Source organism: Micromonospora arborensis, from assembly GCF_003205615.1.
Classification (GTDB): Bacteria; Actinomycetota; Actinomycetes; order Mycobacteriales; family Micromonosporaceae; genus Micromonospora; species Micromonospora arborensis.
In genome coordinates this window covers 110,622-137,275 of record NZ_PYBV01000019.1, presented here as the reverse complement: position 1 = coordinate 137,275, position 26,654 = coordinate 110,622, and the positions used below count along the sequence as shown (strand labels likewise).

The following is a 26,654-nucleotide window of genomic DNA, read 5'->3' as shown; positions in this document are numbered from 1 at the left end:
GCCGGCCTCAGAACGCGCTGTGGTCGGAGTCGGTCAGGTGGTGACGCAGCGTGGCCAGCGATCGGGTGATCAGCCGGGAGACGTGCATCTGCGAGACCCCGATCCGGTCGGCGATCTCCGCCTGGGTCAGGTTGCCGTCGAAGCGCAGACTCAGGATCTCGCGTTCGCGCTCCGGCAGTGTGGCGAGGGCCGGGCCGAGGCCGACGCGGATCTCGACGAGGTCGAATTCGTGGTCGTCGCCGCCGAGGGTGTCCCCGAGTTCCCGACTGCCGTCCGCCCCGACGGGGGTGGACAGCGACGTGGCCCGGTAGGCGCGCGCACCCTCCAACCCTTCCAGCACGGTCTCCTCGGACACGTCGAGGTAGGACGCGATGTCGGCCACGGTCGGCGAACGACCGAGGGTTTGGATCAGGGTGCTGTTCGCCGCGGTGATCGAGAGGCGCAGCTCCTGGAGGCGGCGGGGCACGCGCACCGCCCAGGTGCGATCCCGGAAGTACCGCTTGATCTCGCCGATGATGGTGGGGATGGCGTACCCGGAGAAGTCGACACCCCGGCTGTGGTCGAAGTTGTCCACGGCCTTGATGAGCCCGACCGAGGCGGTCTGGGTCAGGTCCTCGTCGGGTGCGCCGCGCCCGGAGTAGCGGCGTGCCAGGTGGCGGGCGAGCGGCAACCATGCCTCGATGGCGCGGTCCCGCAGCGCGGGGCGTCGCGGGTCGTTCACCGGGGTCGCCGCCAGGGCGGCCAGGAGGTCGTCCGGGCTCTGGTCGCCGCTCGGCTGGCCGACGTGGGTGCTGGTCGCGGTTTCGACGATGATGGCCATCGGGGTGGTCCTTCCCGCACATGCCCGTCGAACGGATCGACCGGAAGGATCTCCGAACCGGCTGCCGCCGGAGCGCAGGTACGGGCGAACTGCGCTGTCGCGAGGCCACGAGCACGGGCCTCGCCACCGCGTCATGTCGTTCAATTGATGACCCGGACACTACCCGAAAGACTGATTAATTACTAGCCGAAAGTATGAGCTGCGGGGTGCTCGTGAGCGGTGCGGGCTCGCTGGGTCAGCCGCGCCGATCCGGCTCGTCGGCAGCGGCCGGGGCGTGTGGGGCGGGCTTCACCGCGAACGGGTGGCGCAGCCGCCGCATGGCCTCCTCGCTGCCGTCGAAGGTCACCGCCGACCCGTCGAGCCCGTCGGCGTTCGACGTGGCGAGAAACAGGGCGGGTCGACCGTTGTCGTTCGATGTCATGCAGGAATCCTGTCTTCCATGAAGGAGTGCGTCCGGCCTCGGCAACTCTCGCCGTGCGACCTCGGGACGGTTCGGCGCTCACACTGGCGCCCGATCAGGGTGTCTCGTGCACGGGCGAGCGCCCGGCGACACCGACACCCCGCACCCTACCCGGCGTCGGCGACCCGCACGCACCACCGGCGGCTCCGGGTCGTATCTGGCCCGTCGGGGCCAGACAATTCTGTAATCCAACCTGCTGGTGCAAGTCTCCGATCGTGAGGGCGGTCAGCGCACCCAGCGTTGGATACCGCGCGGATGAGCACACAAGGAGTGACACGTATGTCGTCAGCCGGTCGGGCACTACCCGATGCCGGGTTGGTCGTCGCGGCCCGACAGGGCGACCAGCGCGCTCTCGACGACGTCGTCGCGGCCTCGCTTCCGCTGGTCTACAACATCGTCGGGCGTGCGCTCCGCGGTCACGCCGACGTCGACGACGTGGTCCAGGAGACATTGGTACGGGTCATCCGGTATTTACCCGCGCTCAACGACCCGGCGGCGTACCGGTCCTGGCTGGTGGCGATCACCATCCGCCAGGTGCGCGACTGGGAGCAGCGGCGACGCGTCGCGCTCAACCGCGACGCCGGGCTCGACGCGATCCACAACGTGCCCGACCCCGCCTCCGACTTCGCCGGGCTGACGATCCTCCGGCTCGGCCTCACCGACCAACGACGCGAGGTCGCCGAGGCGACCCGCTGGCTCGACCAGGACGACCAGGAGTTGCTCTCGCTGTGGTGGCTGGAGGAGACCGGCGAGGTCGGCCGAACCGAGGTCGCCGACGCGCTCGGGCTGTCGCTCGGGCACGTCGCGGTGCGGATCCACCGGATGAAGGAGCAGATCCAGAGCGCTCGGGGCGTCGTACGCGCGCTGCGCGTCCGTCCCGGTTGCCCGGAGCTGCGCGCCGTGACCGCCGACTGGGACGGCGTTCCCAGCCCGCTGTGGCGCAAGCGACTGGCCCGACACGTCCGCGAGTGCGCGTCCTGTGGACGGCTGGGCGCCGACCTTCTGCCGATCGACCGGCTGCTCGCCGGCCTGCCGCTGCTGCCACTGCCGGCGGGTCTCAGCGCCCACCTGCCGAGCGCCGCGTCCCCGACGGCCGCGCAGGCCGTCGGGCAGCACCCCCCGGCCCTGCCGGCCGAGCAGACCGCCGGGCAAGCCCCGACGGGCGGTGTGCCCAGCGACGCGGGCGGTGGCCCGAACGTCGTCGACCTTGCGGCGCACCGGCCCCGCGGCCTCGTCCCATCCCTCGCCGCCGGGGTGGTCGCCGCCGTCCTCGCCATCACCCTGGCGGTGGTGCTCCTGCCGAAGGATCCGGCCGCGCCCTCGTGGGCTGCCCCGCCGCCGCCCGCGCCCACCGCCGTCGCCTCCCCGAGCGCCGCGCCGTCGCCGAGCGTCCGACCCTCGTCGAAGGCACCGGTCGCGCCGGCGGTCAGCTCCACGCGCAAGGGCGTCGGAGTGTGGAACTTCGCCGGGGCCAGTCAGGCGTTGGCGAGTTCCACGGCTGGCTGGTATTACACCTGGGGCACCCAGCACCCGGGGATCAGCACTCCGCGGGGTGTGACGTTCGTGCCCATGATCCGCAGCGCGGAGAACGTCACCACGGCGGAGTTGGCCCGGGCCAGGGCGGCCGGGCCGTACCTACTCACCTTCAATGAGCCGGACCTGCCCGAACAGGCGAACATGACCGTCGAGCAGGCGCTGGACCTGTGGCCGCAGTTGATGGCGACGGGCAGCAAGCTGGGCAGCCCGGCGGTCGCCTGGGGTGGCGCGGAGCCGCAGGGTTGGTTGGACCGGTTCATGACCGGCGCCCAGGCCCGCGGTCACCGGGTGGACTTCATCACGCTGCACTGGTTCGGTGCCGACTTCGCGACCAGCACCGCGGTCGACCAGCTACGCCAGTATCTGCAGGCGGTGTACCAGCGGTACCGGAAACCGATCTGGCTGACCGAGTTCGCGCTGATCCGCTTCGACGGCGGCGGTCAACAGTTCCCGCGCCAGGAGCAGCAGGCGGCGTTCCTCACCGCCGCCACCGCCATGCTCGGTCAACTGTCCTACGTGCAGCGTTACGCCTGGTTCGGCCTGCCCGCCACGGACAAGGACCGGTCCGGGTTGTTCAGCGACGGCACCGAGGCGACAGTGGTCGGCCGTGCGTTCCAGGCTGCCCGTTGAGCAGGGGGAACGGCTGCCGTCCCGGGCGGCTGCCCTGCTCCGGGCGTACCTCGCGCAGACCGTGGTGCTGTGCCGGGGCGAGCGGAACGCCGGTGGCAGCCCGGAGCTGAAGGCTCTCGCCGGCCGGATCCAGCAGGCGCGGACCGCGGAGCTGAGCGCGTTGGGCGGTCAGCCCGCTGGGGTCGGGTGATTCGTCGTGAACCGGGCGCGCGTCAGGAACGCGAGTTGGGCACGCTTGTCCGGCATGTCGATCTCCGAGTCGAAGGTGAAGCCCTCGATCTCGAGCCGGCGCAGGGCGAGGTGGTTGCGGACGTCCGGCTCGACCACGATCCGTTGGGCGGCCGGGTCGCCGAACAGGAACCGGGCCAGGGCGGGGCCGACGGCGTTGGTGAGGCCGCGCGCGATGCGGCGGTCCGGGCTGAGCAGCAGGTGCATCCCGATGTCGCCGGGTTGCACCGGGTACCGCTCGCCGACCGGGTCCGCCTCGGGCTGGTAGGTCTGGAACAGGCCGACCGGCTCCGCGTCCACCATGATCAGGTACGCGTGGTGCGTTGGCAGGCCGTCCACGAAGGTGTAGATCTCGCGTACCTCTTCGAGGGTGTGCGAGCCCATGCCCCAGAAGCCGTTGCGGGGGCGGGTGACCCAGTCGTGCAGGAGTGCGGCGTCCCGGTCGGGGTCCACGCTTACCAACGACAACTCACCAAGGCCGGCGATCTTCTCCAGGTGCGTCATCGCGAGCTGTCCTCTGTTCCATCCGGGCCGCAAGTTAGGTTACCCTCCCCTAACCAAGGATGACCTTACCTGGAGGGGTGCGTGAAACGGAACTGGGAGGCCCTGGTCCTCAAGGCCATGGGAGGCCGGGACTTTCGGTTGACCGTGCTGAGCACCGAATCGATCGACGGGCACTACCAGCGGCTTCTCCTCGACGGGGGCGGGCTGCTGGAGGCGTGCGGGGTGCACCCCACGATGTGGATCCGGCTGTGGTTCGACAACGAGGGGCGGGCTCACCAGCGCGCGTACACGCTTGTGGATCCCGACCCGGCCACCGGCCGGTTCACCCTCGAATTCGCCATCCACGACGGCTGCGCCGCCCGCTGGGCCATCACGGCCCAGGCCGGTGACACCATCACCGCGACAGTTCAGGGCAGCGCGTTCGAGCTGCCCGATCCCGCGCCCGAGCACCTCTACCTCGTCGGCGACGCGGCCTCCCTGCCGGCGGTGAACAGCCTGCTCGACGCCGGGGCCGACATCCCGGCGACGGTCTGGCTGGAGTACGCGCACGAGGGCGAGAAGGCGCTCGTGCCCCGGGCCCGGGCGCACCACGACGTCACCTGGGTGCCTCGGCGCGACGCCGGTCAGCACCTCGTCGAGACGGTCTGCGCGGCACTGCCGACCACCGGGGCGGGTCACTACTGGGTGGCCTGCGAGGCGGCCAGCACCCGCGGCATCACCCGACACATCCGGCGGACGCTCGGCGTCGACAAGGACCGGTTGACCTCGCTCGGCTACTGGAAAGCGGCATGAAGGGTCGGCTCGGCACCCTGACCGCGCTGTACGTCACCCAGTACCTCGGCGTCGGCTTCATCACCGTCGGGCTGACCGCGATCCTGCGCGACGGCGGCACCTCACTCGACACGCTGGCGCTGTTGCAGATCGTCGGCCTGATCTGGCCCATCAAGTTCCTCTGGGCGCCGATCCTCGACCGGTACGGCTCACGGCACCGAGGCCACTACCGATCCTGGTTGCTCGTGCTGCAGAGCGCCCTGGTGCTCGCCCTGCTGGCGCTGCTGCCGTTCGCCAACCCGGCCGACGCGCTCGGCCCGATCGTCGCCATCTGCGCCGCGTACGTCTTCTTCTCCGCCACGCAGGACATCGCCGTGGACGCCGTCGCGGTCCGGATGCTCGCCGATTCGGCCCGGGGGACCGGCAACGGCATTCAGGTCGCCGCCAGCTACCTCGGCAACCTGCTGGGCGGCGGCGCCTGCGTCCTGGTCTACGACCAGTTCGGTTGGGCGTCGGCGATCGGCTTGCTGGCCGCGATGACCGCGGTCGGCCTGCTGGTGGTGTGGCGGTTCCGGGAGCCTCCGCGTACCGATCGGGTGGCCCGGGTCGGCACGGCCTACCGGGCGCTGCTGTCGGTGTTCGGCCAGCCGGGTTGCCGCTGGTGGACGTTCGGCGTGGTGCCGCTGGTCTACGTCGGTGCGGGGATGGCGTACGCCCTGGTGACGCCGGCCCTGGTCGACGCGGGGTGGTCGTTGGGTCGGATCGGCGTCGTCACGGGCGTGGTGACCAGCGCCCCGGCGATCGTGGCGGGTCTGGTCGCGGGGCTCGGGATCGGGCGGTTCGGGCGCAGTGGCGTACTCGTGGTCGGCGGCGTGGCCCTCACGGTGTCGACGCTGCTGCTGTTGCCGCTGATGAACGGCCGTGCGCCGCTGGGTGCGACGGTGGCGGCGCTCTGCTGCTTCATGGTGGCCTACACCATCGCCAACGTCGTGCTCTACACGGTCAACATGGACTACTCGCGACCCGACACCGGCGGCACCGACTTCACCGTCCTGTCGTCGTTCGGCCTGGTCTGCTCGTTTGTGGCCGCCTCCGTCGGCCTCGCGGCGGCCGACGGAGGCGGCTACCCGCCGGTCGCGGTCGCCGCCATCGTGCTGGTGGCCGCCGGCGTCGCCCTCGGCCTCGCCCACCAGCGGCGATTCCCGAACCGGCCTGGTCCGGTCGCCGGTTCGGCGGCAGAGCCGGCGACGGTGGATGGCGTCAAGGCTGCGGCGTGACCTCGTCGCCGCCGGGTTTACCGCATCGGGCAGACCATCCCATACCCGTCCAATAAGGGTAGGCTACCCTAATCGCGACAATCGTCGTCGACGACGGAGGCGGTATGCGGCTGTACCTGACCGCGCTCAACCCCACCGACGCCGTCCTGGAAGGGTTCCTCCCAGCGGCGGCGGCGCTCGGGCTGTCGGCCACCGTGCTGACCGACCGACCTGCCCAATGGCCGCCGGACGTGCCGGTGGCGCGGTGCGCGGTGCGGGACGCGACTGCGGTGGTCGCGGCGACAGCGCCAACCCGACCGGTGGCGCTACTGTCCAACAGCGACCACCTCCAGGAGGTCACCGCGATCGCCGCACGGAAGCTCGGCCTGCCCGGCAAGGATCCCGACGCCGCCCGTCTCTGCAAGGACAAGGCTGCGGCGCGCCGGGCGATCGCGGCTGCCGGGCTCGATCTGGTACGCACCGTCACCATCGACCCCGGCGTCGCGCCGGAGGTGCCGGTCGGGATGTTCCCGGCGGTGGTCAAACCCCGCGAGGGGGTGGCCAGCGAGGACGCGTACCTGGTGGCAGACCACCCCGAACTCGCCGCCCGGGTCACCGAGATCCGGGGCCGGCGGCCGGACGTGGCCCTGGTGGTCGAGGAGTATCTCGCCGGGGAGCTGCGAACCTTCGAGACCTTCGGCGACGGCACCGCGCTGGCCTCCCTCGGCGGATGGCGCACCAGCCTCGGCCCGCCACCGACCTTCACCGAGGAGGGTCTCGACTGGGCGCCCCCGGCGGAGTCGGCGAGCAACCAGTTGCGGGCGCGGCTCGACGCGCTCGGGGTCGGCTTCGGCGCCTGCCACACCGAGTACGTCATCTCCGACGGCCGGGTCCGGCTGATCGAAGTCAACTACCGCCTCATCGGCGACCGGATGGACCTGATCCTCGCCGAGCTGCTCGGCGTGCCGTTGTTCGAGCACGTCATCCGGCTGCACCTCGGTGAGCCGCTGGCGGCCCTCAGCCTGCCGACCACCGTCGACCGGTACGCCCAGGTCGAGTACGTGTGCGCGGACACCTCCGGTCGGCTCGTCGCCGCACCGGGCCGACTGGACACCGTGCGCGGCGATGTCCGGCTGGGCTGCCGACCGCTGCGTGCGGTGGGCCGCGTCGCCGAGCGCACCGGGACGAACCGCGACTATCTCGCCGTGCTGCACGCGATCGGCCCCGACCAGGCCACCGTCCGGCAGTCGTTGGCCGCTTTCCGCAGCGACCTGCAGTGGACCATCGTCGAGTGACCGACGACTGCGAGCGGGAGGTGTTCGGCCGGGTGCTCGACGCGCTGCTGCGCGAGGACCACCTCGGTCTGCTCAGCACCGGCCGACTGGACGGGCCAGACCGCAGCACCGGCCGACTGGACGGGCCAGACCGCAGCACCGGCCGACCGGACGGGCCCGGCTGGTGGCAGGTGCCGCGACCCGGTGGCCTGCTGCGCATTCCGGTCCGGGCGGACGGCTTCCAACAGACCCTGCGCAGCGCGGCGCCGATGGTGCTGGTGCTCGCGAACGGCGCCACCCACCGCACGGACACCCTGGAAGGCCTGTTGACGGTGCTCGCCCCGCACGGCAACGCGGAGGCCGAGGCCGGCTGGCGGGACTTCGGCACCGAGTGCCGCGCCGACCTGCGCGCCCGCCAACTCGCAGCCCGCAACCGACCACGGGTGCTCGCCGAGGTGGCCATCGCACGCGCGTTCACCCCGACCGGTCTGCCGGCGGCGCTCCTGGACGACGTGCTCGCCGCCCACCACGGCCACCCGGTCTACCCCACCGACCGGTGCCGGCACGGTCTCAGCGACGACGAACTGCTCCGGTACGCCCCGGAGCACGCCCCGCGTTTCGCGCTGCGGTGGTATGCCGCCCCCACCGAGGACGTCCGGCTCACCGGTGAACTCCCGTCGTGGTGGCCGCGCGCACAGCGACCGGATCAGCTGTTGCTGCCGGCGCATCCGATCACCGCGGTACGCGACGCGCTACCGGTGACGGACCTGCCGTTGATCTCCGTGCGACCCACCCTCTCCATGCGAACGGTGGCGCTCGATGACGACCCGTACCTGCACCTCAAACTGCCGCTGCCGACCGCGAGCCTCGGCGCCCGCAACCGACGCACGCTGCACCCGGGCTCGCTCGCCGACGGCGCGGCCGTCGCCGCGCTGCTGGACCAGATCGCCAGCGCGGAACCCGCCTTCGCCGGTCGGATCCGTCATGTCGACGAGAGCACCTGGGCGCACGTCGACGGCGACGAGCGGCGCAGCTTCCTGCTGCGCCGATTCCCGCGCGATCTGGCCGGCGTCCACGTGGTTCCGGTCGCGGCCCTCGCCGCGGCCGACCCGGTCGCCGGCACGGTCCTCGAACGGATCAGCCCCGAGCGGCCCGGGACGCTGCTGGAGTCCTACCTGGACCTGCTGCTCGACTGGCACGTCTTCCTGTGGCTACGCCACGGGATCGCCCTGGAGGCGCACCCGCAGAACATCCACCTGCTGGTGCACCCCGACGGTACGGTCGGCCTGCTCTACAAGGACAACGACGGTGCCCGACTCGACGCGCGGCACGGCGGTCCGGGCGGGCTCGTCCTGGCCGACGACCGGATGTGGGCGGACGATCCGCAGGAGCTGGCCGACGTGTTCATCACCATCACCCTGCACCTGGCCGCCGCCGCGCCCCTGATCGCCCTGGCCGCCCGGGGGCTGCCCGTGCCGACCCCCGCCGCAGCGCTGGCACCCCGCCTCGCCGCCGCCCGCGACCGGTGGGGCGACGGCGAGGCGGCACGAACCTTCACCGAGCGGGTCCTGCGGGCCGCCCACCTGCCCATCAAGGCGATGCTCACCGCCGGCACCCTGCTGCCCAAACAGCGGCTGGGCTGCGCCGACATCAACAAGTACTACCTGCGTACCGGCCCGAACTACCTCCGGGAGACACGATGACGCGCGCACAGTTGTGCTCCCGACCAGCCAGCGCCACCAGCCAGCTCGCCGACCTGGCCGCGGCCCACACCGTCTTCGGCTGCCTGATCCGTGAACTTGCCCTGCCGGACGGCGCAGCGGGCGTGGTCGACGGCGCGGTACGTCTGCTGCTGCGGCACCTCGGCGTCACGGTGCGCTGCGCCGTCGCCCGACCCTCGCCGCTCGGCGCGCACCGCTACGCCGGCCCGGTGCAGCGGATGACCGACGACGGGCGGTGGGAGGACCTGGACGCGGACGGCCTGGCCAGTCTGGTCGCGGCGGAACTCACCACTCGTACCGGCCTGGTGAACGACGAGTTCGTCGAGCAGGTCCGGGCCAGCCGGGACACCGTGGCCCGCCTGCTGGCCGAGCGACCGGCCGAGGATCCGACCCCCACCGGTGAGCCTGCCATCGACGCGTACGTCGACTCCGAGCAGTCACTGGTCTTCGGGCACCCGCACCACCCCACCCCGAAGTGGCGCAGCGGTGACCCGGGCAGTTGGCGGGCGTACGCGCCGGAGCTGCGCACGTCGTTCCGGCTGCACTGGCTCGCCGTACCGGACGATCTGGTCGTCGGCGCCGGGCCGTTCGATCCGCTCGTGGCTGCCCTCGACCCGCCGCGGCCCCCGGTCGGGCACCACGTCCTGCCGGTGCATCCCTGGCAGCTCTCGCTCATCCCCCCGGCGCACCCGTGGCTGCGTGACCTGGGGCCAGCCGGTGTGCCGGTACGTCCGACGGCGAGCGTCCGCACCCTCTACGCCCCCGACGCCGACCTGTTCGTCAAGACCAGCCTGCACGTGCGAATCACCAACTGCCTGCGCAAGAACGCCCGCTACGAACTCGCGGGCGCGGTCGCCCTGACCGACCTGCTGGCCCGGGTGCCGTTGCCGGACGGGGTCAGGCTGCTCGCCGAGCCCGCCTACCGCACGGTCGACGTTCCCGGCCCGGACGAGGCGTACGGGACGATCCTGCGCGGCGGCCTACGCCCGCACCTGCGTCCCGGGGACATCCCGATGCTGGCGGCGGCGCTGGCCGCCACGCCACTGGTGACCCCGGACCCGGTGGCCTGGTGGCGCGCGTACGTCGGGCTGCTGGTGCCGGCGGTGCTGCGCTGCTGGCTCAGCCACGGCGTGGTGCACGAGGCCCACCTGCAGAACGTGGTCGTCGTGCTCGACCGTGACCGCCACCCGGTACGCATGCTGCTGCGCGATCTGGAGGGGGTCAAGCTCGACACCGAACGGTGGACCACCTGGCCGGACGACGTCCCGGCGCAGGTTCGCTACGGTCCCCGGGACGCCCGCCGCCGGATCGTCTACTGCCTGTTCGTCAATCACCTCGCTGGCATCTGCGGTGCCCTCGCCGACGCGCGACCGGGCATCGAACGGAAGCTGTGGCACGAGGTGCGGGCCGTCGTCGAGGCGGTGGCCGCCGACCTCGACGATCCGCCCGAGCTGCGCGCGCTGCTGCACGGTGAGCCGCTGGTGGCCAAGGCGAACCTGCTGGTCCGGTGGCGGCGCGACGCGGACCGGAAGGCACCGTTCGTGCCGGTGCCCAACCCGATGGGCGGGCCACGGTGACGAGACCCGTCTACGTCCATGACCTCGACGCGCTGACCGTGCAGGCCGAAACCATCCGGGCGGCGCTGCCCCGGCAGGTCGAGCTGCTCTACGCGGTCAAGGCCAACCCCGACCCGGGCGTGCTGCGTACCCTCGCTCCGGTCGTCGACGGGTTCGAGGCAGCGAGCCGTGGCGAGCTGTGCAGATTGGCCGAGGTGCTGCCGGGCCGGGCCCCGGCCGCGTACGCCGGGCCGGGCAAGACCGACGCGGACCTCGCCGCCGCCCTCGCCGCCGACGTGCACCGCATCCACGTCGAGTCGCCCGCCGAGCTTCGGCGACTCGGCGCGCTGGCCACCGCCTCGGGCCGGTCGGCCCAGGTGCTGCTGCGGGTGAACCTGCCGGTCGACGCGCCCGGCGCGAGCCTGGTCATGGGTGGCGGACCCAGCCCGTTCGGCATGGATCCGGCCGACGCGGTCGAGTGCGCCCGCCGCCCGCCCGCGGGCATCGACGTACGCGGAATCCACGCGCACCTGGCCAGCGGGCTGGACGCACCGCTCGCCGCGACGGTCGCCGCCGCCGTGGTCCGCTGGGCCGTCGCCGAGGTGGGCGCCGACGAGGTCGACGTCGGCGGAGGCATGGCCGTGGACTACGCCGACCCGGCGGCACGCTTCGACTGGGTGGACTACGGCCGGGCCCTGGCCGGCGTCCTCGACAGGCACCCGGGGGTGCGGCTGCGCATCGAGCCGGGCCGGTCGGTGACCGCCTACTGCGGGGCGTACCTCACCGAGGTCATCGACGTGAAGCGCTCCTACGGCGAGTGGTTCGTGGTGGTGGCCGGTGGCACCCACCACCTGCGCACGCCGGCGGCGAAGGGGCACTCGCAGCCGTTCACCGTGCACCGGCGGCGCGGCCCGGACGGCCCGCACACCGACGGCCCGCACACCGACGGGGGGCCGGTCACCGTGGTCGGTCAGCTCTGCACCCCGAAGGACGTGCTGTCCCGATCGGCCACCGCCGGGCCGATCGGCGTGGGTGACGTGCTGGCCTTCGCCATGGCCGGCGCGTACGCCTGGAACATCAGCCACCGCGACTTCCTGCTGCACGAACCGCCGCTCTTTCGCACCGGTGACCCGGAGGAACTGGCCGACGAGTGGGCTGCCCTGCCGTCGGGGTCGTGACCCCAGACCGATCGGCCACACAGTGGATTCACGGGCCGAAAATGCGTGCGGGCCGTCGATACGATGACGCCGATCGGCGCCGACACAGGCGCCGTCAAACGGAGGTCGACGTCTAGATGAAACGCATCGGCGCAGCGATGCTGGCAATGGCGGTAGGCGCCGCCACCGCCGTCCTGGCTACCGGCCAGCCGGCCCTCGCCGCCACCTCGGCCAATTCACCCCTGTTGAGCTGGGCGTACCTCGACTCGCAAAGTCCGACGAAGAAGTTCGTCAACCCGGCTGTTCCGCCGCCCGTCGGCACGCTTGTCGACAGCGCGAACAAGGCCCATACCTACCGCTCCTACTTCACCTACGACCTGACCCAGCTCAAGGGCGCGGTGGTGCACAACTCGTACCTCTACACAAATGAGGAAACGGTCACCGACTGCTCCGCCGCCGCGACGATCGAGGTGTGGCGTACCGCTGCGGTCAAGTCCGGGACGACCTGGAACAACCCGCCCGCCGAGCTTGAGAAGCTGATTTCCGCCGACCGCGGCCCGGATTCCATCTACTGCCCCGGCTACCTGGGCATCGACATGGTGTCGACCCTCAACGCCGCGCTCACCCGGCACGAGAAGTCGATCACCATCGAATACCGGATCACGGCAGCCCAGGAGACGGACCCGCGCGCCGGCCGCACCTTCCAGCAGCCGACACTGAGCTCCACCTCCAACTACCCGCCGACCGTGACCGACCCGCGCCTGGAGGCTCCGGACCGGCCGTGCGGCACCGTCACCAAGCCGTCGCCGGCAGCGGCCTCAACCCTGTTCAGGGCTACCGCGAACGACCCCGACGAGGCCGACTACCCGTCGATCCTCTACGCGATCTGGCCGGTCGACCACCCGGACCAGCGCCGTGAGTTCTACAGCTACAACTTCCCCACGGACCTGAGCCAGTACGCCCACGGTGAACTCCTCGCCTGGCAGGCCCGCGCCAGTGACTACTACGACGCCGGGCCGTGGAGCAAGATCTGCTACGTCGTCATGGACAAGACGGCACCGGCGAACCCACCGGGCGTCTTCTCGAAGCTCTACCCCGAGGGCGGAACGCCCGGTGGCGGCAGTGGCCTCAAGGGCAAGTTCCGCTTCGACGCGGACGGCGACCGTGACGTGGTCGCCTTCGCCTGGCGTGACTCGATGGGAGACTCCGGTCGGGTCAAGGCGCGTCGCCCCGGCGGCTCGGCCATCCTCGAATACACGCCGAAGCGGGACTGGTTCGAGGAGCTCTACGTCAACTCGATCGACGCGGCGGGCAACTACGGGCCGGAGAAGACCTACCGGTTCTGGATCGCCGACACCGCGCCGAGCGCGGAGATCGAGCTGGGTGGGGTCGGGCTGCCGAGCACGATCACGCTGACCGCGCCGAAGCCCGAGACGACCGCCTTCGGCTATCAGATCAAGGGCGGCCCCGAGTCCCGGGTGCCGGCCGTCGACGGCAAGGCGACCGGGCAGCTCACCTTCACCGAGGTCGGCGAGGTCGAGGTCGTCGTCAGCAGCTACGCGAAGAACAAGCTGATCGGGCAGGACACCCTGCGGATCATGGTCACCGACGCCCCCGGGGTCGAGTCCGCCGAGTTCAACTTCGACAGCGAGCCGATTGCCGGTAAGACCGGTTCGTTCACGTTCACGCCGCGCAACGCCGACGTCGTGTCCTACGAGTACGTCCTGGACGACACCACGCAGACCGTCCCAGCGGCGGCCGACGACACCGCCGTGGTGCCGTGGACGGCTACCGCAGGGTGGCACACCCTGATCGTACGGTCGGTGCGGGCGGACGGCTCGAAGTCCCTGGAGACCTACTACCAGTTCAGCGTCCTCGATCCGGTGCCGTCCGCGTACTCGCCGACGCTGGAACACCTGACGCGGATCGACGGCGTCGGCCTGCCGGTGGAGTTCTATCTGAACAGCCAACTGCCGAACGTGACCGGCTTCGTCTACCGCTTCGACGGCGGCCCGGAAACCGTCGTCAACTCCTACGGCACCAGCGTGACAATCAGCGTCACGCCGGTGCACACCGGCGACAACACGCTGCTCGTCCGGGCGCTGCTGGCCGACGGCACCCGGTCGCCCGAGAAGAGCTTCACCTGGCAGCCGTTCGAGGCGCCGGTCATCAGCACCGACCCGCCGAACGGTGGTGCGGCCGCTCAGCCGATGACGCTGACGTTCCGTTCGGCGCTACCGGACACCAAGGAGTTCCGCTATTCGCTGGACTTCGGCGAATACCAGATCATCGCGGCGGGGCCGGACGGCACGGCGACCGTGTCGTTCACCCCGCAGTGGGATGGCTGGTTCTCGGCCCGGGTCACCGGCATCGCTCAGGACGGCACGACGTCGCCGGAACGCGAGATGACCGTCCCGGTCCGCGACACCCGGGTCTCGGTGTGGAGCCAGTACAACGAGTGGAGCCCGCGGGGCGGCATCGGTGTGCCTGGTGAGTTCGCCCTCAGCACCTCCTGGACGCCGGAGGTGGTGGAGTACCGCTACCGGCTCAACGACGGCCCAGAGTTGAGCGCTCCCCGAGCGGACAACTGGAACACCCTGGTCACGGTCGTACCGGACCGTAACGGGCTCAACACTCTCACCGTGCAGGGTCGCACCTCGGACGGCCGGCTCTCTCCGGTCACCGAATACCGGTTCCAGGTCGGCACCGCGCCGCACGTCTTCTCCGAGACGTATCCGCGGGACACGCCCGGCGGGGGAGTCGGCATCGAGGGCCGCTTCGAGTTCAGTGGCGGCACGGCGGGGATCATGTCCTTCGAGTACACGATCGGCGGCACCGCAGGCACGGTCGCCGCCGACGCGCAGGGCCGTGCGTCGATCACCTGGACCCCGACCGAGGCGACCAACCTCTACCTGGTCGTCAAGGGGCGTAAGGCGGACGGCAGCACGACCGACGAGGCCGGGTACTACATCTCGGTGAATCCGAGCTGACCGATCCTGAATTCGTCCCAGCTCCACAGTTGATCGGTTGACGCCCCGCAGGCCCGGTGAGGCCTGCGGGGCGTCACCGGTTCGACCCACTGCCGTCTCCGCGCCGAGGCCGCACGTCGACGAGCGATCCGAGCGGATTTCTGGCACCGTTGGTACGCGCGCAGTGTCGCCGAGCTGCCGGTGACGCCGTATCGAGGGGGTTTCGTGGACTTCACGCTGTCGACGCGGCAGGGGCGGATCGGCACAGTGGTAGAGGTCGCCGGCGACTTGGACATGAGCACCACACCCGAGTTGCGTGACCAACTGCGCACGCTGGTGGAGAGCGACGCCCAGTTGGTGGTGGTCGACCTGACCGGTGTCGGATTCATGGACTCCAGTGGCCTCGGCGTGCTCGTGGTCGCCTTCAAGGACCTGCGGGAACGCAACGGCCGGCTCGCCCTGGCCGGAGCCAGTCAGCCGGTGCGTACGGTGTTGTCGATCACCTCGGTGGACCGGGTCATCGGCGTCTTCGAGACGGTGCACGACGCCGAGGAGGCGTCCTCGGCGGTGTCGTGAGCACCCTCACTACGGGAGGCTGCTGGCGCGGGCGGTGTCCGCGCCAGCGGTGCTCGCTCGCGGCCCGTGGCCGCCGTACCAGTCGACGATGAGCAGGGTGGCGTCGTCGGCCAGGACCGGCCCGGCGGTTGCCAGCACCGCGTCCGACAGCGCCCGGACCGCCTCACGGGGATGCAGGTGGGCGATGCGGAGCAGGGCGGCGGGCAGGTCCAGGTCGGCGGCGTTGCGTTCCCGCATCCCGTCGGTGACGATGACCAGCCGGTCACCGGGCAGCAGGGTGACCTCACCGCTGCGGTAGCGCTCGTCGGGAAACATGCCCAGCGGGAAGTTGGCGGGCAGCTCCAGCGACGCGGCCCGACCCTGCCGGACCAGCATCGGCGGAACGTGCCCGGCATTGAGCAGCTCGCAACGCCCGGTGGTCAGGTCGACGCGGCCGAGTACGGCCGTCACGTAGGCACCGCGTACGTTGGCGTGCTCGGCGACGGCACGGTTGGCCAACTCCGCCTGGGCGATGAGGCTGTCGCCGTGGCGGCGGGTGTTGCGCAGGCTGCCCACCCCGAGGGTGGCGGTCAGAGCGCTGGCCACGCCGTGGCCCATCGCGTCGGTGACGCTGACGTGCAGAGTGTCGCGGGCCACGCTGTAGTCGAAGGTGTCCCCGCCGATGCTCGCGGCGGGCTCCAGCCAACCGGAGAGGGCGAACGCGCTGGCCTCGCAGGTGAACGAGGCAGGCAGTAGGCGGCGTTGGATCTCGGCGGAGAGGGTGAACGGAGCGCTGCGCTGCCCCCACTCGAACAGGTCGGTGTGTCGGCGGTTGGCGATGACCACGAACGCCAACGCGTGCGCGGTGCGGGCGATCCGTGCGGTCACAGCGTCGTCCGGCTCGTCCGGCAGGTCGATCTCCAGCAGGCCGATGGCCTCGCCGCGTTCGGTGATGGGCGCGAGCACCGTCCACCGGTCGTCGCCGGGTAGCACCACGGCGGTCTGTTGGCGCAGTGCCTGCTCGTAGGGCCCGCCGTCGAAGGGGAGAACCTCGGCGGTCTCATCGCCCTGACGCCGGCCGGGGTGGCCGACGGCCGGCTGGTGGGTCAGGCGGACCAGTGCCCGACCGCTGAGGTCGGCGATGAGCAGCGAGACGCCGAGCGCGTTCAACGCCGCGACGATGGCGCCGGTGACGGCCTGCACTGCCTCGACCGGCGCGGCTTCCTCGGCCGCCTGCAGCATCTCGGTCAGCAGGGCCTGTTCGTTCTCCTCCACCCGTCGAGCATAGGCAACTGCTGGTCCGGGCGTCTCGACCCGATTGACTGCGAGTGATCCGCCCGTCGCCGAGCCACCCACGTGTGGCCGGCATCCGGTCCCGTCACCGGTCCGATCGTGTTGATCGAACCGGTGCGGGACCGGATGCTCCTCCGTGTTCCGTTACCTCGTACCGCCTGACTGTCGGGAGATCCGATGATCAGCCGAAGCAGTTGGGAACAGGGGGTGAGCTGGGTGTGCAGTTGGTGGGCCGGTTGCCGCTGATGGCCGACTTCTGGTCCACGGTGACCTGGCCGCCGTCGTTGAAGATCCCGCCGGGTGCCAGGGTGGAGATGTTGTCCGTCACCTTGGTTTCGGTGAGGTTGAGTGTGCTGTTGTTGTAGATCCCGCCGGCCTGCGAACTCGAACCCACGGCCCTGTTCCGTTCGACGTGGCTGCGCCGCAGGATGACGGTGCCGCTGCCGTTGTAGATGCCGCCGCCGTGTTCGATGGTGCTGTTCGTGCTGGCGGTGTTCTCGCTGATCCGGCTCTCTTCGGCCGTGAACTGGCCGATCTGGTTGTAGACGCCGCCGCCGCGTTGGCCAGCCTCGTTGTGGTGCACGTTGCCGTGCTTGAGGTAGAAGGCGCCGTCGGTGAAGATTCCGCCGCCCTCGCTGCCGGCTCGGTTGTCGTTGACCTCGATGTTCTTGGCCTCGGTGGTGGAGTTGAGGCCGCCCCGGATACCGCCGCCGCGGAAGCCCGCGGTGTTGTTGTCCAGGCGGACGTTGTCGAGGATGGCGCTCCGGCTGTTCGACAGCCCGCCACCCGCGCCACCGAGCGGCAGGGTGACGAAGGTCCCGATCGTGTTGTTGTAACTCAGTCGGGTGTTCTCCACGGTGAGGGTGCCGTTGTTGTGGATGCCCCCGCCGTCGAACAAAGCGCTGTTGTTGCTGATGTTGCTGCCGTCGTCCTTCTTCTCCTTGTCTTTGTCCTTGTCGTCCCAGTCCTTGCCGTACTCGCTCCGGCCGAGGATCTTCGCGACGCCGAAGTTGGCGATTCCGCCACCGAGGCCGTTGGTCTGGTTGTAGACCACGTCGGTGTTCTCGATGGTGGCCCTACCGCCGATATCGATGCGGATGCCACCGCCGCCGGCACCGAACCCACCGTCGGCCTGGCCGCCCTTGATGGTGACGTCGCGCAACGTCAAATCTCCGCCGGATCCAACCTCGAGGATCCGAAACGGTGTGGCGTTGGCCGCGCGCACGATGGTGGACCCGTTCCCGTCGATCGTTACCGATTGGGTGATGATCGGCAGGCCGACGGCCCCGAAGGGCACGGGTGGCTGGGGTGCGGACCTGGTGAGCGTGTAGGTGCACTTCTCAGCGAGCCGGAGCTTCGCCCCGGAGCCGGCGTTCCCGCGCACGATAGCCGCGATCAGCTCGTCGGCGCTGCAGGGCACGGATCGAAACTCATCACCCTTGCTGTCCCTGTGGTCGTTGTCTTTCCCGTGGTCCTTGCCGTCGCGTCCGCCGGGATCCTGTCCTCCCTTGTCGTCGCCGGCGGTCCGGCTGTCGTCGACGAGGACCTGCGCTCCGGCGTTCGACAGGCTGCCGCCCATTCCGAACGCTCCGCTCACTCCCGGCGCGAAGGCGGCCAGGCCGGCAACGCCGGTCAGACCGGCCACCCCGGCGACGAGCCAGCGTGCCCGGCGCTTTTTCGGCGGGCGTGGCTGATCTGCCGCTACCTCGCTGATGTTCGGGTGTAGATAGTTGGACATCGAGCTACCTAGCCCTTCTCCGCACACCATGTCTCTGCACGTCACAAGCAGTGCAGACAGCGACAAATCGGTTTGTCGCTACCAAGGCGAACGTAGTCGAGCATTACTCGCATCAAACGGTCTTATGCGAAAAATGCCCTCATTCGGCGTAGGCGTCACTAACGCCCCGAAGGCACCATCGCCCCCATCCGTACCGCCGACGGCTCAGCCGCTCTCGTCCACGAACTTGTAGTAGCTCATCCGGAAGCGTTGCAGCAGGGCACGCATGAACTCCGGACCGGCCTCCGGTGGCACCCGCCCGGAGCCGACCGGCACGCCGTTGTCGTAGAAGTCCTGAGCGAGCGCACCCCACTCGGGGTCGAGGACGGTCAGCGACACCGCTTGGCCCGGCTGCCAACGGAACTCGGCAACCCGCCGGTTGGTGTGCTGGGCGAACGTGTACAGCGCCACGCGGGTCAGCGCCTGCTCGGTCATGCCTGCCTCCTGGTTCACCACGGCTCCTCCGGTCACCAAGCACTCGGCGGACGGAAGGCGTTCCATGCCTCGCCCGTGATCGCGGTGTCGATCGCCTCGGCGATCCGGTCGACGGAGCGGGCGTGCTTGGTCAACGCCGCCGTGGTGACCTCGAACCCGGCTGCCTCAGCGCCCACGGCCACCCCTCGGCGGGTACCCAGGATCGGTCTCCTCGGCCACCTCGGGGAAACGCGACTCGTAGCTGCCGACGACAGCCCGGGCGGTCTCGGAGTCGGCGCCGACCGTTGCCGCCGCGGCCTCCGCCACCTGCGCGGGCAACCGCCCCTGCGCCCGGCGCATCACCGACAGCACCTCGGCGGCGATCTCGTCCGCCCGCCAGCGCAGCACCCGGTCGTCGAGCCGGAGGTCGGTCATGGCGCCGGACGAGGCGACTGTCACCTGGACCGCGCCGTGCGCACCCTCAGCGGTCGCCGACATCGCCGCCACGCGCTCGGACAACTCCTGCGCCCGGGCGGCCCGCTCGGAGATGCCCGCGGCCCAGGAGTCGACGAACCGCTCGGTCGCCCCTTCGAAATCACCGCCAGGAAACTGCGCCATCAGACCTCCCCCGTGTGACGGCTGCCGGCCGCATCGAGGTGGACATCGGTGCGGCGCGGCGCAATCACGATACGCCGGTGCCCTCCGATATGGAGTCCGCCGAAACGCCGGCCCCGCCCGCTGCCGCTCGCACGATGCCCGAGTCGTAGGCGCGGGTGCTGACGGGCGCGAGTTGTCATTGGGCATTACCTGCGGTGCGAACCGTCTGCGCGGGGTTGCCGAAAAACTGTGGAGAAAAATTCCGGTCGGCGGCAACCTGCGGGCGACGGATCGCATGTACCCCGGTGTAAGCGATGCTCGCCACGATCCATAGGGGTCCGGAAATGTCTGCACGTCACCTCCTGCTGCCCGCCGCCGCCGTCCTGCTCGGACTCTCTGCTTGCGGCTCCACGGCGGAGCCCAAGCCGGGCCCAACCGCATCCGCTCCGACGTCGGCCGCTGCGGCCAATGGCACCGTCAGTGCTTCCCCCGCGGTGGCTACCCCGGCGGCCACGAGTGCCAAGTGCCCCTCGGCGAAGACTCTCGAGACCCTTGTCGAGCTTCCGAAGGGCTGGACGTTCGGCAGTGTCGAGTGCGTCAAGGACTGGGCCGGAGCTGATCCGCAGGGCCCGACTGCCGGTGACGGCGTCTACCTGTTCCACCTCGTGACCGACACGGGCTGGAAGTACTACGGCGACGGCAGCGGATATGACTGCAAGGATCTCGGCCTCAGCGAGCCGGCGCCATTCTGCATTTCCTGACCGGGTTGACCGTGGTCGCTTGCTGCGGCGCACACCGGCTATGGTGTGCGCCACAGTCGACCGGCCGCCGCTGCCGCTGCCGCTGCCGCTGCCGAAGGACTTTGGGGTACGTGGAGGGAACGAGCGGGGCATGGCGGACTCCATAGACGATCTTTTCTGTGAGTTCGTTCGGGCCCGCTCGCCGGCGTTGCTACGGACGGCGTTCCTGCTGACCGGTGACCGGCACCTCGCCGAGGACCTGGTGCAGGATGCGCTGGCCCGTACCCATCGGGGCCGGCGTCGGCTGGATGATCCCGGGCACTTCGAGGCGTACACCCGCACAGCCATGTATCACCAGCATGTGAGCTGGTGGCGGCGCCGCAAGGTGGCCGAGTCCCTGCCCGGGGAACTGGCCGACGTGGCTCAACCCGGTAGTGACCATGCGCGCCGTACCGATCTCAAGGTTGCCCTGCACCAGGCCCTCGCCCAACTCACCAAGCGGCAACGGGCCGTGCTGGTGGTGCGGTTCTTCGAGGACCGCAGCGAGGCCGAGGCCGCGGATCTGCTGCAGTGCTCGGTCGGCACGATCAAGAGTCAGACCAGCAAGGCACTGGCCCGCATGCGGCAGATAGCGCCGGAGCTGCTCTCGGCCGTGATGGAGGAGGCCTGATGACCGACCACCTTGGGCCTCTGCGTCAGGCCATGTCCGATCTGAGCGAGCACGGCGGCACCGCCGACATGTACGAGCGGGCCCTGCACAAGTCGCGGCAGACACAACGACGGAGGGCGCTCACCACCGGCGCCGCGGCCGCGGCGGTGGTGTTCGCCATCGGCGGGACGGTGGCCTTCGCCACCCGCCACCGGCCCGACCTGTTGACGCCACCCGCATCCACCCCCACCAGTGCCGGACCCCAAAATCCCACCTGTCCGTCGACGCAGACCCTCGGGACCATGGTCGAACTGCCGGCAGGCTGGTCTTTCGCCTCCAGGGGAGTGGAGTGCGTCGAGGCTTGGGCGGCGGCCGACGTGCAGCGTCCGGACGGCGGCGGCGTCATCTACCTGTTCCATTACACGGCCGGCCTGGGCTGGCGATTCCACGACCAGGGCACCGGATGGGACTGCACGGACCTCGGCCTGACCGAGCCGGCGTCGTTCTGCACGTCCTGACCACCTGCCTGGGGCATCCACGACGCCATGCGAACTCGCGTCGCGCTGGGTCGGTATCAAGGTCCTGGCAGTCAACCCCACCGACCGCGATGCGGCTATCGTCGGCGTTGAGCTGCATATCGCCTACACCTTGCCGACCGGTTACGCGATGACGGGAGTCCACCGGAGGCCTCTTCAGTTGTCGATCACCGCCACGCCGTGACCCAGACCGGCCAACCCCAACTTACGAAACACGCCTTAGCCGACCCGCTCTATCCGACTCCCCTGACCCGCGCGACGAGCGCCCCCGGATCGACGTGAGTCGGTCCGGGGGCGACCATGGCTGTGCTGTGCTGTTTTGGTCGGTCCGCAGTGCGGAGAGGGGGTACTGCTCTCCGCTGAGGCTCCGGGGATCCGTCAGGACGGCGGCAGGATGCCGACGTCGACCGCCGTCTCCGCGCCGTCCCGGATCTCGACCACGGCGCTCCAGCCCTGGTTGTAGTAGCCGCCGCTACTGCCAATGATGTCCGAGTCAGTGGCATCGTCGCCTTGGTCGGGGGTGGTGAACTGGAAGGTGCTGCCCGACGGCAGGCTGACCTGCAGGGTGTACCGGCCCGGCCTGAGTCGTCCCCAGAACGTTCCGGCCATTTCGTTGCCGCCCACGTACCCCTCGCCCCACGGCAGCTGGCCGGTCTCCGGCATGACACTGAGGGAGGTCTTGTCCACAGCCTTCGGCTCGTCGGCGTCGCGCTGGCCGTCGCGGTCGAGGTCGAGCCAGACGTGACCGGTGATGGCGCCCTCGGCGACGTAGGTGACGCTGTCGGTGGCGGTGTTGTTCTCCAGCGACGCCTCCGGCGTGGACGTGGACGCGGTCGCGGTGAAGGTCAGCGGACCGTCGGGGGTTCCCGCGTTCGCCTTCAGCTTGAGCAGCAGCTCGCCGTTGGACGTGCCGATGTCCCAGAAGGGGCGCGTGCACTCGACGAAGCGGTCGTCCGCCGTGTCGTTGAGTCGGCAGGTCCAGTTGGCGTCACCGGGGTCGAGGGAGGTCAGCTCGACCGTCGCCGGAAGTGGCACCCGCACGGCGGTGTTCTCCGACGGGGAACCGCCCCGGAGGTTGACCGAGACGGACAGGTCGAACTCCTCGTTTGCCCGCAGCTCATCGCGGCCGACCACGGCGATCCCGTACATCTCAACGTCGGCGGGGGGTGGCACGACGTAGGTGAAGGTGGTTGTGCCGCTGTTGTTCGCCAGCGACCGCTCGGGGGCCGAGGTCGACACCGAAGCGGTCACCGTCCTGGTGTCGCCCACCGTTCCGGCCGGGAAGTACGGGTAGAAGTTGAGGAAGGCCATCCCTCCCGGCGGGATGTCCCGGTCGTTGTCACAGACCCAGGTGGAGGTGGAGAAGTCACAGTTCCACTCCGGGTCCGTCGTCCAGGCGCCGGCGAAGGCGTCTGGCGGCATCTGGAACGTGAAGCGGGCGCCGGGCGCCGGAGTGGTGCCGATGTTGGTCGCCCGGGCCTGGGCCATGCCACGCGCGCCGTTGCCGCCCAGGTAGGAGATGTCGCCGACGGCGAACTCGAACGAGAAGGCGAGGTCCGGCTTGGCGACGTACTCGATGTTCGCCGACGCGGTGTTGTTCGTGGTCGACGACTCGCGAGTCTGCGTGGTGGCCGTCGCTGTCACCTTCGTCTTCTGGCCGTCCGCGCCGGCCGGCAGGGTGACGCCCAGGACGAAGTCGGTATCAGTGCCGGCCGCCAGAATGGCGTACTTGCACTTGGCGGCCGCGGCGTCGCAGGTCCAGCCGCCCAGGGAGTCACCGACGTCGAGGGTGGCACCGGACGGCAGGCTTAGCTTCAGGGTGGTGTCGGTGGCCTCGGCGCCCCCGGCGTTGCGGACCGAGACAGCCAGATGTACCCGGCCACCGGCCGGTCCCATCTGGCCCGGGTTGGCGATGACGCCGACGACGACATCAGCGGTATTCGGAGCGGCGGAGGCCGCGCCGGGAACAGCGGCAAGCAGTGACGCGACGACAGCGGTCGCCAGGGACCCCGCCTGCAGCGCGCGGACGGTCCCAGTACGAAGGTTGTGGTTGACCATCAATTCCCTGTCTGGTCGGGATTGGCGACGGCCGGAGACGCACGGATGCGTCCACCGGCCCTTCGGGATCTTGTCCCGCTCGATCAACCAGGCGTCCCGGTGTCCAATAGCGTCACACCCGCACCGAAGCCGACAGCGCGAAAGCAGCCACGACGAGTGCTCCCAACCACCAGTCGACGTGTACGACACCCCACGCCGGCAGCATGTCCCGTGGCACGACAGGGACCGTCGCCGCTGTCGCCGCGCACCGCCGAGTATTGGTTCTCTCCACAAGCTTCACGGCAACCCGCAAAGCCGGCCACAACCTGCCCGCTCCCAGCGTGCTGGCACCGACGCCATCCGTCTGGTGCGCAAGGCGCGGCCCGTACAGCAGCGTCGGGCGAGCCGGGGCCGACCGCGGCAGTCACGCGAGAGCTACCCCTGGTGGCCGGGCGGGACCTGCCGGATCTGGTAAGCACCGCGGCGAGCCGCACCACACCACCCGTCGCGGCCCCCGCCGCGGTGGAGAAGGCCACCGAGCAAAGATCAGCGTCGCGAGCGCGACAGGCCCCGGTGAGACGACGGGGACCCGCGACCGCGCTCGGAGACCGTCCGGCGGTCTCGATCCGGACGCCGATCCGGACGAGCCCTGGTCCTGAGCGCCAGGCCGACCAAAAGGCGCGGGTCGCGGCCGGTCGCCGATTCGTGGTGGTGGAGGACGAGCGGACGCCCGTCCCGGGGCTTGTCCGGGCCCGCCCGCCCTGGGGCCGACGGGCCCGGGACGTCAGTTACGCCCGAGGAAGATCGGATTGGTCATCGCCACCATCGGCGCGGTGAGCGGGCTCGACCCGGCCGCGGGGCGGCGCACCTCGGCGCGTACCCAGCGGCTGTAGCGGGGGTACGTGGTCCACGTCACCGTGGCGGTACCCGATTCCGGCACCGTCTCGCTGTGCTCGGGGCCGAGCTGGTCGAGGATCGTCACGGTCGTACCGGGTACGCCGCCGACCACGGCCGTGACGGTGACCGGGGTGCCGATCTCGGCCGGCAACCGGCCGCCGATGTCGGCGGTGCGGCCGGGCACGCTCGCGGTGAAGGAGAGCTGCACGGCCGAGGACTCGGCCAGCCACGAGCGGCCGGCCTTGAGGCCGGCGAGCAGGTGCTCCTTGCGCAGGCTGTCGGCGAGAACCACGGTGTGTGGCTTGCCGACCACCTGGTCCGAGTTGTGCGCGTCGGAATTGCCGATGGCCGGGATGAAGCGCCCGCCGCGCAGCAGCCCGTCCCAGTGGGTGACCGACGCCTGGTCGTCGTCGGTCCACGGCCCGTTCCAGACCTCGACCAGGTCGGCGATCTCGTAGGCGAACTCGTAGGTGCAGCCGAAGCAGTTCGCGAACGGGTGTGCGGCCGTCACCAGCCCGCCGAGCTTGTGCACCCGGTCGACGAAGTGCCGGAAGTCAGCAGGGTCGCCCGCCCGGTAGCGCCAGTCGATCCACTCGCCGGCCGGCAGGCCGATCGCCGGCCAGTGGCCGGAGCGGGTGGTGACCTCCTCACCGTTGATGATCAGCAGGTCGTCGGTGGCGTAGTTGCCCCACTGGAGGTGGGCGCTGGGCGTGTTGTGCTCGGTGGACACGACGAAGTCGAGGCCGGCGGCGCGCGCGTCGGCGACCAACTGGTCGGGGGTTCGGCGGCCGTCGGAGTGCACGGTGTGCAGGTGGCAGTCGCCGCGGTACCAGCTGCGACCGCGCTGCTTGGCCGGGGCGCTGGTCGGGGCGGGGTTGGCGCGGAAGGGTGCGCCCTGCGGGCCGAAGTGCAGGGTGATGGTCACCGAGTAGTTCAGGCCCTGCGGCGCGACCGTGTACGGGCCGAGGATCACGTGCCAGGTGCCCGGCTTGATCGGCCCGGCCAGGTAACCGGGAGTCGCCTCGGTGGCGCTGATTGAAAACGAGTTGCGGAAGCCGCCCGACCAGCCCCGGAAGCCCTTGGCGTTGCCGAGGTCGTGCCCCTCCGGGCCGAACATGCCGATGTCGCAGGCGTTGCCGCGGGTTCCGGCCGGTACGGCGGGCTTGTCGTACGTGTAGCTGACGTCGATCTGGTTGACGCCTTTCGGCACCTGCACGGGCAGGTAGAACCAGTCGGAGATGCTCGGGGTGAAGGTGCCGGTGACGGTCTTGGTCTGCTGGCCGGTACTGGACGGCGGGTTGGCGAACGCCACGCCGGGCAGGAAGTTGACCGCGGCGCCGGCGGCAACGACCCCGCCGGCCCGCAGCAAATTACGTCGGGTCAGATCGAAATTCGACATGCTGTCCTCCGCTTAGGTGGTCGGCCCCGACGCTAAGCGGGTCAAGCGGACAGTCAAACCACGGCGCGGTGAACAGTAACTGTGCGTTACATATAATGTTGATCTTGAGTATTCATGGCGAACGAGCAGCTCAACAAGGTTGCGTCGATGTTCCTTGGCAACCCGCGCGCTGCCCCGACGTGCGGTCAGTCGACCGTCTGCACCACGTTGCCGTCCTCGTCGCGAATCCGCGAAACCTCGATCTCCACGACGAGGTTTCGGGGCGCCCAACACGAGCCGCGTCTCGTCACCGGACCGCTCCCAGCGGAACCCCGCCACCGCGCGCTGCCGGCCCTCATCCACCGCGCCGGCGACCGCCGGATCGTCCGTCAACGAGCGCCGGTCCAGGTCCGTCAGCGCGATGACAGGTCCAGCCGCACGTGCTTACGGCGCGTCTGCCGTCCTCACTGATCTTGCTGATGTGTTCGCGGTTTGGTCCCAGGCCAGAGATACCGTGCCCATACCGCCCATCCCGACCTTCTTGTCGAGCATCTCGTAACGAGACCGGGAGGTGTCAGGGGCGCCCACACTCGGCCGGGCCAGCGTCTCCGGCTCCATCGAGAGGTTCAGGCGTTCCGTCAGCGCGACCAGGCGGGCGCCGCGGGGAAGCCGGGCCTGTACCGGGGCTTCTAGCTACGCAGCGCACCACGGGGGAGGCGGTGCCCAGCCGGGGAAGCGGCTAGCCCGGCATGATCATCGATGATGTGCGCGGTGTGTGCTCCCCCAGAACGGCCCCGACTCGGCGCGGTGTCGGCCGTCCATCGTCGCCGGTCGCCCGGACCCGGCCCGCTGAACCCGACTGGTCGGCATCGCCCGGGCGGTGGTCGGAGACGCGTCCC

General features: G+C 70.4%; 23 protein-coding genes. 13 read left to right on the top strand and 10 right to left on the bottom strand.

From position 1 onward, the window contains the following. Positions 1-7: 7 nt before the first annotated feature. On the bottom strand, positions 8-820 hold the full coding sequence (locus tag C7C45_RS16605) for an RNA polymerase sigma factor SigF (protein WP_110564557.1): 813 nt from the start codon (positions 818-820) through the stop codon (positions 8-10). A 235-nt stretch (positions 821-1,055) separates the two neighbouring features. After that, positions 1,056-1,241 carry a hypothetical protein gene (locus C7C45_RS16600; protein WP_110564556.1) on the bottom strand — a complete coding sequence of 62 codons (186 nt, stop codon included), beginning with the start codon at positions 1,239-1,241 and terminating at the stop codon, positions 1,056-1,058. A 318-nt stretch (positions 1,242-1,559) separates the two neighbouring features. Between C7C45_RS16600 and C7C45_RS16595 the strand changes: the two genes are divergently transcribed. Together C7C45_RS16595 and C7C45_RS16590 are read left to right on the top strand one after the other, a co-directional pair. Further along, the gene (locus tag C7C45_RS16595) at positions 1,560-3,446 is read left to right on the top strand and encodes a sigma-70 family RNA polymerase sigma factor (RefSeq protein ID WP_110564555.1); all 1,887 of its coding nucleotides are present in this window, start codon (positions 1,560-1,562) and stop codon (positions 3,444-3,446) included. After that, positions 3,424-3,636, top strand: a complete 213-nt coding sequence (locus tag C7C45_RS16590) for a hypothetical protein (RefSeq protein ID WP_208641188.1) — start codon at positions 3,424-3,426, stop codon at positions 3,634-3,636. The genes C7C45_RS16595 and C7C45_RS16590 overlap by 23 nt, the downstream gene beginning before the upstream one ends. Here C7C45_RS16590 and C7C45_RS16585 read toward each other — a convergent pair. Beyond that, complete coding sequence (locus C7C45_RS16585; RefSeq protein WP_110564554.1) at positions 3,615-4,178, bottom strand: GNAT family N-acetyltransferase; 564 nt, start codon at positions 4,176-4,178, stop codon at positions 3,615-3,617. The genes C7C45_RS16590 and C7C45_RS16585 overlap by 22 nt on opposite strands. Positions 4,179-4,259: 81 nt before the next feature. Here C7C45_RS16585 and C7C45_RS16580 point away from each other — a divergent pair, with 81 nt between their 5' ends. The 8 genes from C7C45_RS16580 to C7C45_RS16545 all read left to right on the top strand — a co-directional run bounded on the left by C7C45_RS16580 (position 4,260) and on the right by C7C45_RS16545 (position 15,458). After that, positions 4,260-4,970, top strand: coding sequence for a siderophore-interacting protein (locus C7C45_RS16580; RefSeq protein WP_110564553.1), 711 nt, complete (start codon positions 4,260-4,262; stop codon positions 4,968-4,970). Continuing rightward, on the top strand, positions 4,967-6,226 hold the full coding sequence (locus tag C7C45_RS16575; RefSeq protein ID WP_110564552.1) for an MFS transporter: 1,260 nt from the start codon (positions 4,967-4,969) through the stop codon (positions 6,224-6,226). The genes C7C45_RS16580 and C7C45_RS16575 overlap by 4 nt, the downstream gene beginning before the upstream one ends. Positions 6,227-6,330: 104 nt before the next feature. Beyond that, positions 6,331-7,500: an ATP-grasp domain-containing protein gene (locus tag C7C45_RS16570; RefSeq protein WP_110564551.1), complete on the top strand. Its 1,170-nt coding sequence runs from the start codon at positions 6,331-6,333 to the stop codon at positions 7,498-7,500. After that, positions 7,497-9,182 (top strand): IucA/IucC family protein, encoded by a 1,686-nt coding sequence (locus C7C45_RS16565; RefSeq protein ID WP_110564550.1) that lies wholly within the window; start codon positions 7,497-7,499, stop codon positions 9,180-9,182. Before C7C45_RS16570 ends, C7C45_RS16565 begins: the two co-directional genes overlap by 4 nt. Then, positions 9,179-10,777 (top strand): IucA/IucC family protein, encoded by a 1,599-nt coding sequence (locus C7C45_RS16560; RefSeq protein ID WP_110564549.1) that lies wholly within the window; start codon positions 9,179-9,181, stop codon positions 10,775-10,777. Before C7C45_RS16565 ends, C7C45_RS16560 begins: the two co-directional genes overlap by 4 nt. After that, positions 10,774-11,934, top strand: a complete 1,161-nt coding sequence (locus tag C7C45_RS16555) for an alanine racemase (RefSeq protein WP_110564548.1) — start codon at positions 10,774-10,776, stop codon at positions 11,932-11,934. The genes C7C45_RS16560 and C7C45_RS16555 overlap by 4 nt, the downstream gene beginning before the upstream one ends. A gap of 116 nt (positions 11,935-12,050) precedes the next feature. Further along, positions 12,051-14,903 carry a hypothetical protein gene (locus C7C45_RS16550; protein ID WP_110564547.1) on the top strand — a complete coding sequence of 951 codons (2,853 nt, stop codon included), beginning with the start codon at positions 12,051-12,053 and terminating at the stop codon, positions 14,901-14,903. 204 nt (positions 14,904-15,107) lie between these two features. Continuing rightward, positions 15,108-15,458, top strand: coding sequence for an STAS domain-containing protein (locus C7C45_RS16545; protein WP_110564546.1), 351 nt, complete (start codon positions 15,108-15,110; stop codon positions 15,456-15,458). A gap of 9 nt (positions 15,459-15,467) precedes the next feature. Here C7C45_RS16545 and C7C45_RS16540 read toward each other — a convergent pair whose 3' ends face one another. The 5 genes from C7C45_RS16540 to C7C45_RS34100 all read right to left on the bottom strand — a co-directional run bounded on the left by C7C45_RS16540 (position 15,468) and on the right by C7C45_RS34100 (position 19,539). After that, the gene (locus tag C7C45_RS16540) at positions 15,468-16,712 is read right to left on the bottom strand and encodes a PP2C family protein-serine/threonine phosphatase (RefSeq protein WP_110564545.1); all 1,245 of its coding nucleotides are present in this window, start codon (positions 16,710-16,712) and stop codon (positions 15,468-15,470) included. 199 nt (positions 16,713-16,911) lie between these two features. Beyond that, a complete protein-coding gene (locus tag C7C45_RS16535) occupies positions 16,912-18,468 on the bottom strand; it encodes a hypothetical protein (RefSeq protein WP_146247337.1) in 1,557 nt (518 codons plus the stop codon). A 204-nt stretch (positions 18,469-18,672) separates the two neighbouring features. Then, positions 18,673-18,960 (bottom strand): hypothetical protein, encoded by a 288-nt coding sequence (locus tag C7C45_RS16530; RefSeq protein WP_146247336.1) that lies wholly within the window; start codon positions 18,958-18,960, stop codon positions 18,673-18,675. A gap of 14 nt (positions 18,961-18,974) precedes the next feature. After that, positions 18,975-19,118 (bottom strand): hypothetical protein, encoded by a 144-nt coding sequence (locus C7C45_RS34105; RefSeq protein ID WP_167454735.1) that lies wholly within the window; start codon positions 19,116-19,118, stop codon positions 18,975-18,977. Then, on the bottom strand, positions 19,108-19,539 hold the full coding sequence (locus C7C45_RS34100; RefSeq protein ID WP_167454734.1) for a YbaB/EbfC family nucleoid-associated protein: 432 nt from the start codon (positions 19,537-19,539) through the stop codon (positions 19,108-19,110). The genes C7C45_RS34105 and C7C45_RS34100 overlap by 11 nt, the downstream gene beginning before the upstream one ends. Positions 19,540-19,832: 293 nt before the next feature. Between C7C45_RS34100 and C7C45_RS34095 the strand changes: the two genes are divergently transcribed. From C7C45_RS34095 to C7C45_RS16510, 3 genes are all read left to right on the top strand, one after another. Beyond that, positions 19,833-20,279: a hypothetical protein gene (locus C7C45_RS34095; RefSeq protein ID WP_167454733.1), complete on the top strand. Its 447-nt coding sequence runs from the start codon at positions 19,833-19,835 to the stop codon at positions 20,277-20,279. Positions 20,280-20,409: 130 nt separating this feature from the next. Next, positions 20,410-20,928, top strand: coding sequence for a SigE family RNA polymerase sigma factor (locus C7C45_RS16515; RefSeq protein ID WP_110564677.1), 519 nt, complete (start codon positions 20,410-20,412; stop codon positions 20,926-20,928). Next, positions 20,928-21,425, top strand: a complete 498-nt coding sequence (locus tag C7C45_RS16510) for a hypothetical protein (RefSeq protein ID WP_146247335.1) — start codon at positions 20,928-20,930, stop codon at positions 21,423-21,425. Before C7C45_RS16515 ends, C7C45_RS16510 begins: the two co-directional genes overlap by 1 nt. Before the next feature lie 396 nt (positions 21,426-21,821). On the opposite strand, the gene C7C45_RS16505 is transcribed toward C7C45_RS16510, so the two are convergent. Together C7C45_RS16505 and C7C45_RS16500 are read right to left on the bottom strand one after the other, a co-directional pair. After that, positions 21,822-23,501 carry an SdrD B-like domain-containing protein gene (locus C7C45_RS16505; protein ID WP_110564539.1) on the bottom strand — a complete coding sequence of 560 codons (1,680 nt, stop codon included), beginning with the start codon at positions 23,499-23,501 and terminating at the stop codon, positions 21,822-21,824. A 763-nt stretch (positions 23,502-24,264) separates the two neighbouring features. Continuing rightward, positions 24,265-25,776 (bottom strand): CehA/McbA family metallohydrolase, encoded by a 1,512-nt coding sequence (locus C7C45_RS16500; protein WP_110564538.1) that lies wholly within the window; start codon positions 25,774-25,776, stop codon positions 24,265-24,267. Positions 25,777-26,654: the final 878 nt, after the last annotated feature.

Excerpts from the sequence above, each read along its gene's own strand:
- C7C45_RS16585 (WP_110564554.1), bottom strand. The coding sequence starts at position 4,178 with ATGACGCACCTGGAGAAGATCGCCGGCCTTGGTGAGTTGTCGTTGGTA.
- C7C45_RS34100 (WP_167454734.1), bottom strand. The coding sequence starts at position 19,539 with ATGGCGCAGTTTCCTGGCGGTGATTTCGAAGGGGCGACCGAGCGGTTC.
- C7C45_RS16605 (WP_110564557.1), bottom strand. The coding sequence starts at position 820 with ATGGCCATCATCGTCGAAACCGCGACCAGCACCCACGTCGGCCAGCCG.
- C7C45_RS16600 (WP_110564556.1), bottom strand. The coding sequence starts at position 1,241 with ATGACATCGAACGACAACGGTCGACCCGCCCTGTTTCTCGCCACGTCG.
- C7C45_RS34095 (WP_167454733.1), top strand. The coding sequence starts at position 19,833 with ATGCTCGCCACGATCCATAGGGGTCCGGAAATGTCTGCACGTCACCTC.
- C7C45_RS16595 (WP_110564555.1), top strand. The coding sequence starts at position 1,560 with ATGTCGTCAGCCGGTCGGGCACTACCCGATGCCGGGTTGGTCGTCGCG.
- C7C45_RS16510 (WP_146247335.1), top strand. The coding sequence starts at position 20,928 with ATGACCGACCACCTTGGGCCTCTGCGTCAGGCCATGTCCGATCTGAGC.
- C7C45_RS16535 (WP_146247337.1), bottom strand. The coding sequence starts at position 18,468 with ATGTCCAACTATCTACACCCGAACATCAGCGAGGTAGCGGCAGATCAG.
- C7C45_RS16560 (WP_110564549.1), top strand. The coding sequence starts at position 9,179 with ATGACGCGCGCACAGTTGTGCTCCCGACCAGCCAGCGCCACCAGCCAG.
- C7C45_RS16515 (WP_110564677.1), top strand. The coding sequence starts at position 20,410 with ATGGCGGACTCCATAGACGATCTTTTCTGTGAGTTCGTTCGGGCCCGC.
- C7C45_RS16500 (WP_110564538.1), bottom strand. The coding sequence starts at position 25,776 with ATGTCGAATTTCGATCTGACCCGACGTAATTTGCTGCGGGCCGGCGGG.
- C7C45_RS16505 (WP_110564539.1), bottom strand. The coding sequence starts at position 23,501 with ATGGTCAACCACAACCTTCGTACTGGGACCGTCCGCGCGCTGCAGGCG.
- C7C45_RS16575 (WP_110564552.1), top strand. The coding sequence starts at position 4,967 with ATGAAGGGTCGGCTCGGCACCCTGACCGCGCTGTACGTCACCCAGTAC.
- C7C45_RS16550 (WP_110564547.1), top strand. The coding sequence starts at position 12,051 with ATGAAACGCATCGGCGCAGCGATGCTGGCAATGGCGGTAGGCGCCGCC.
- C7C45_RS16570 (WP_110564551.1), top strand. The coding sequence starts at position 6,331 with ATGCGGCTGTACCTGACCGCGCTCAACCCCACCGACGCCGTCCTGGAA.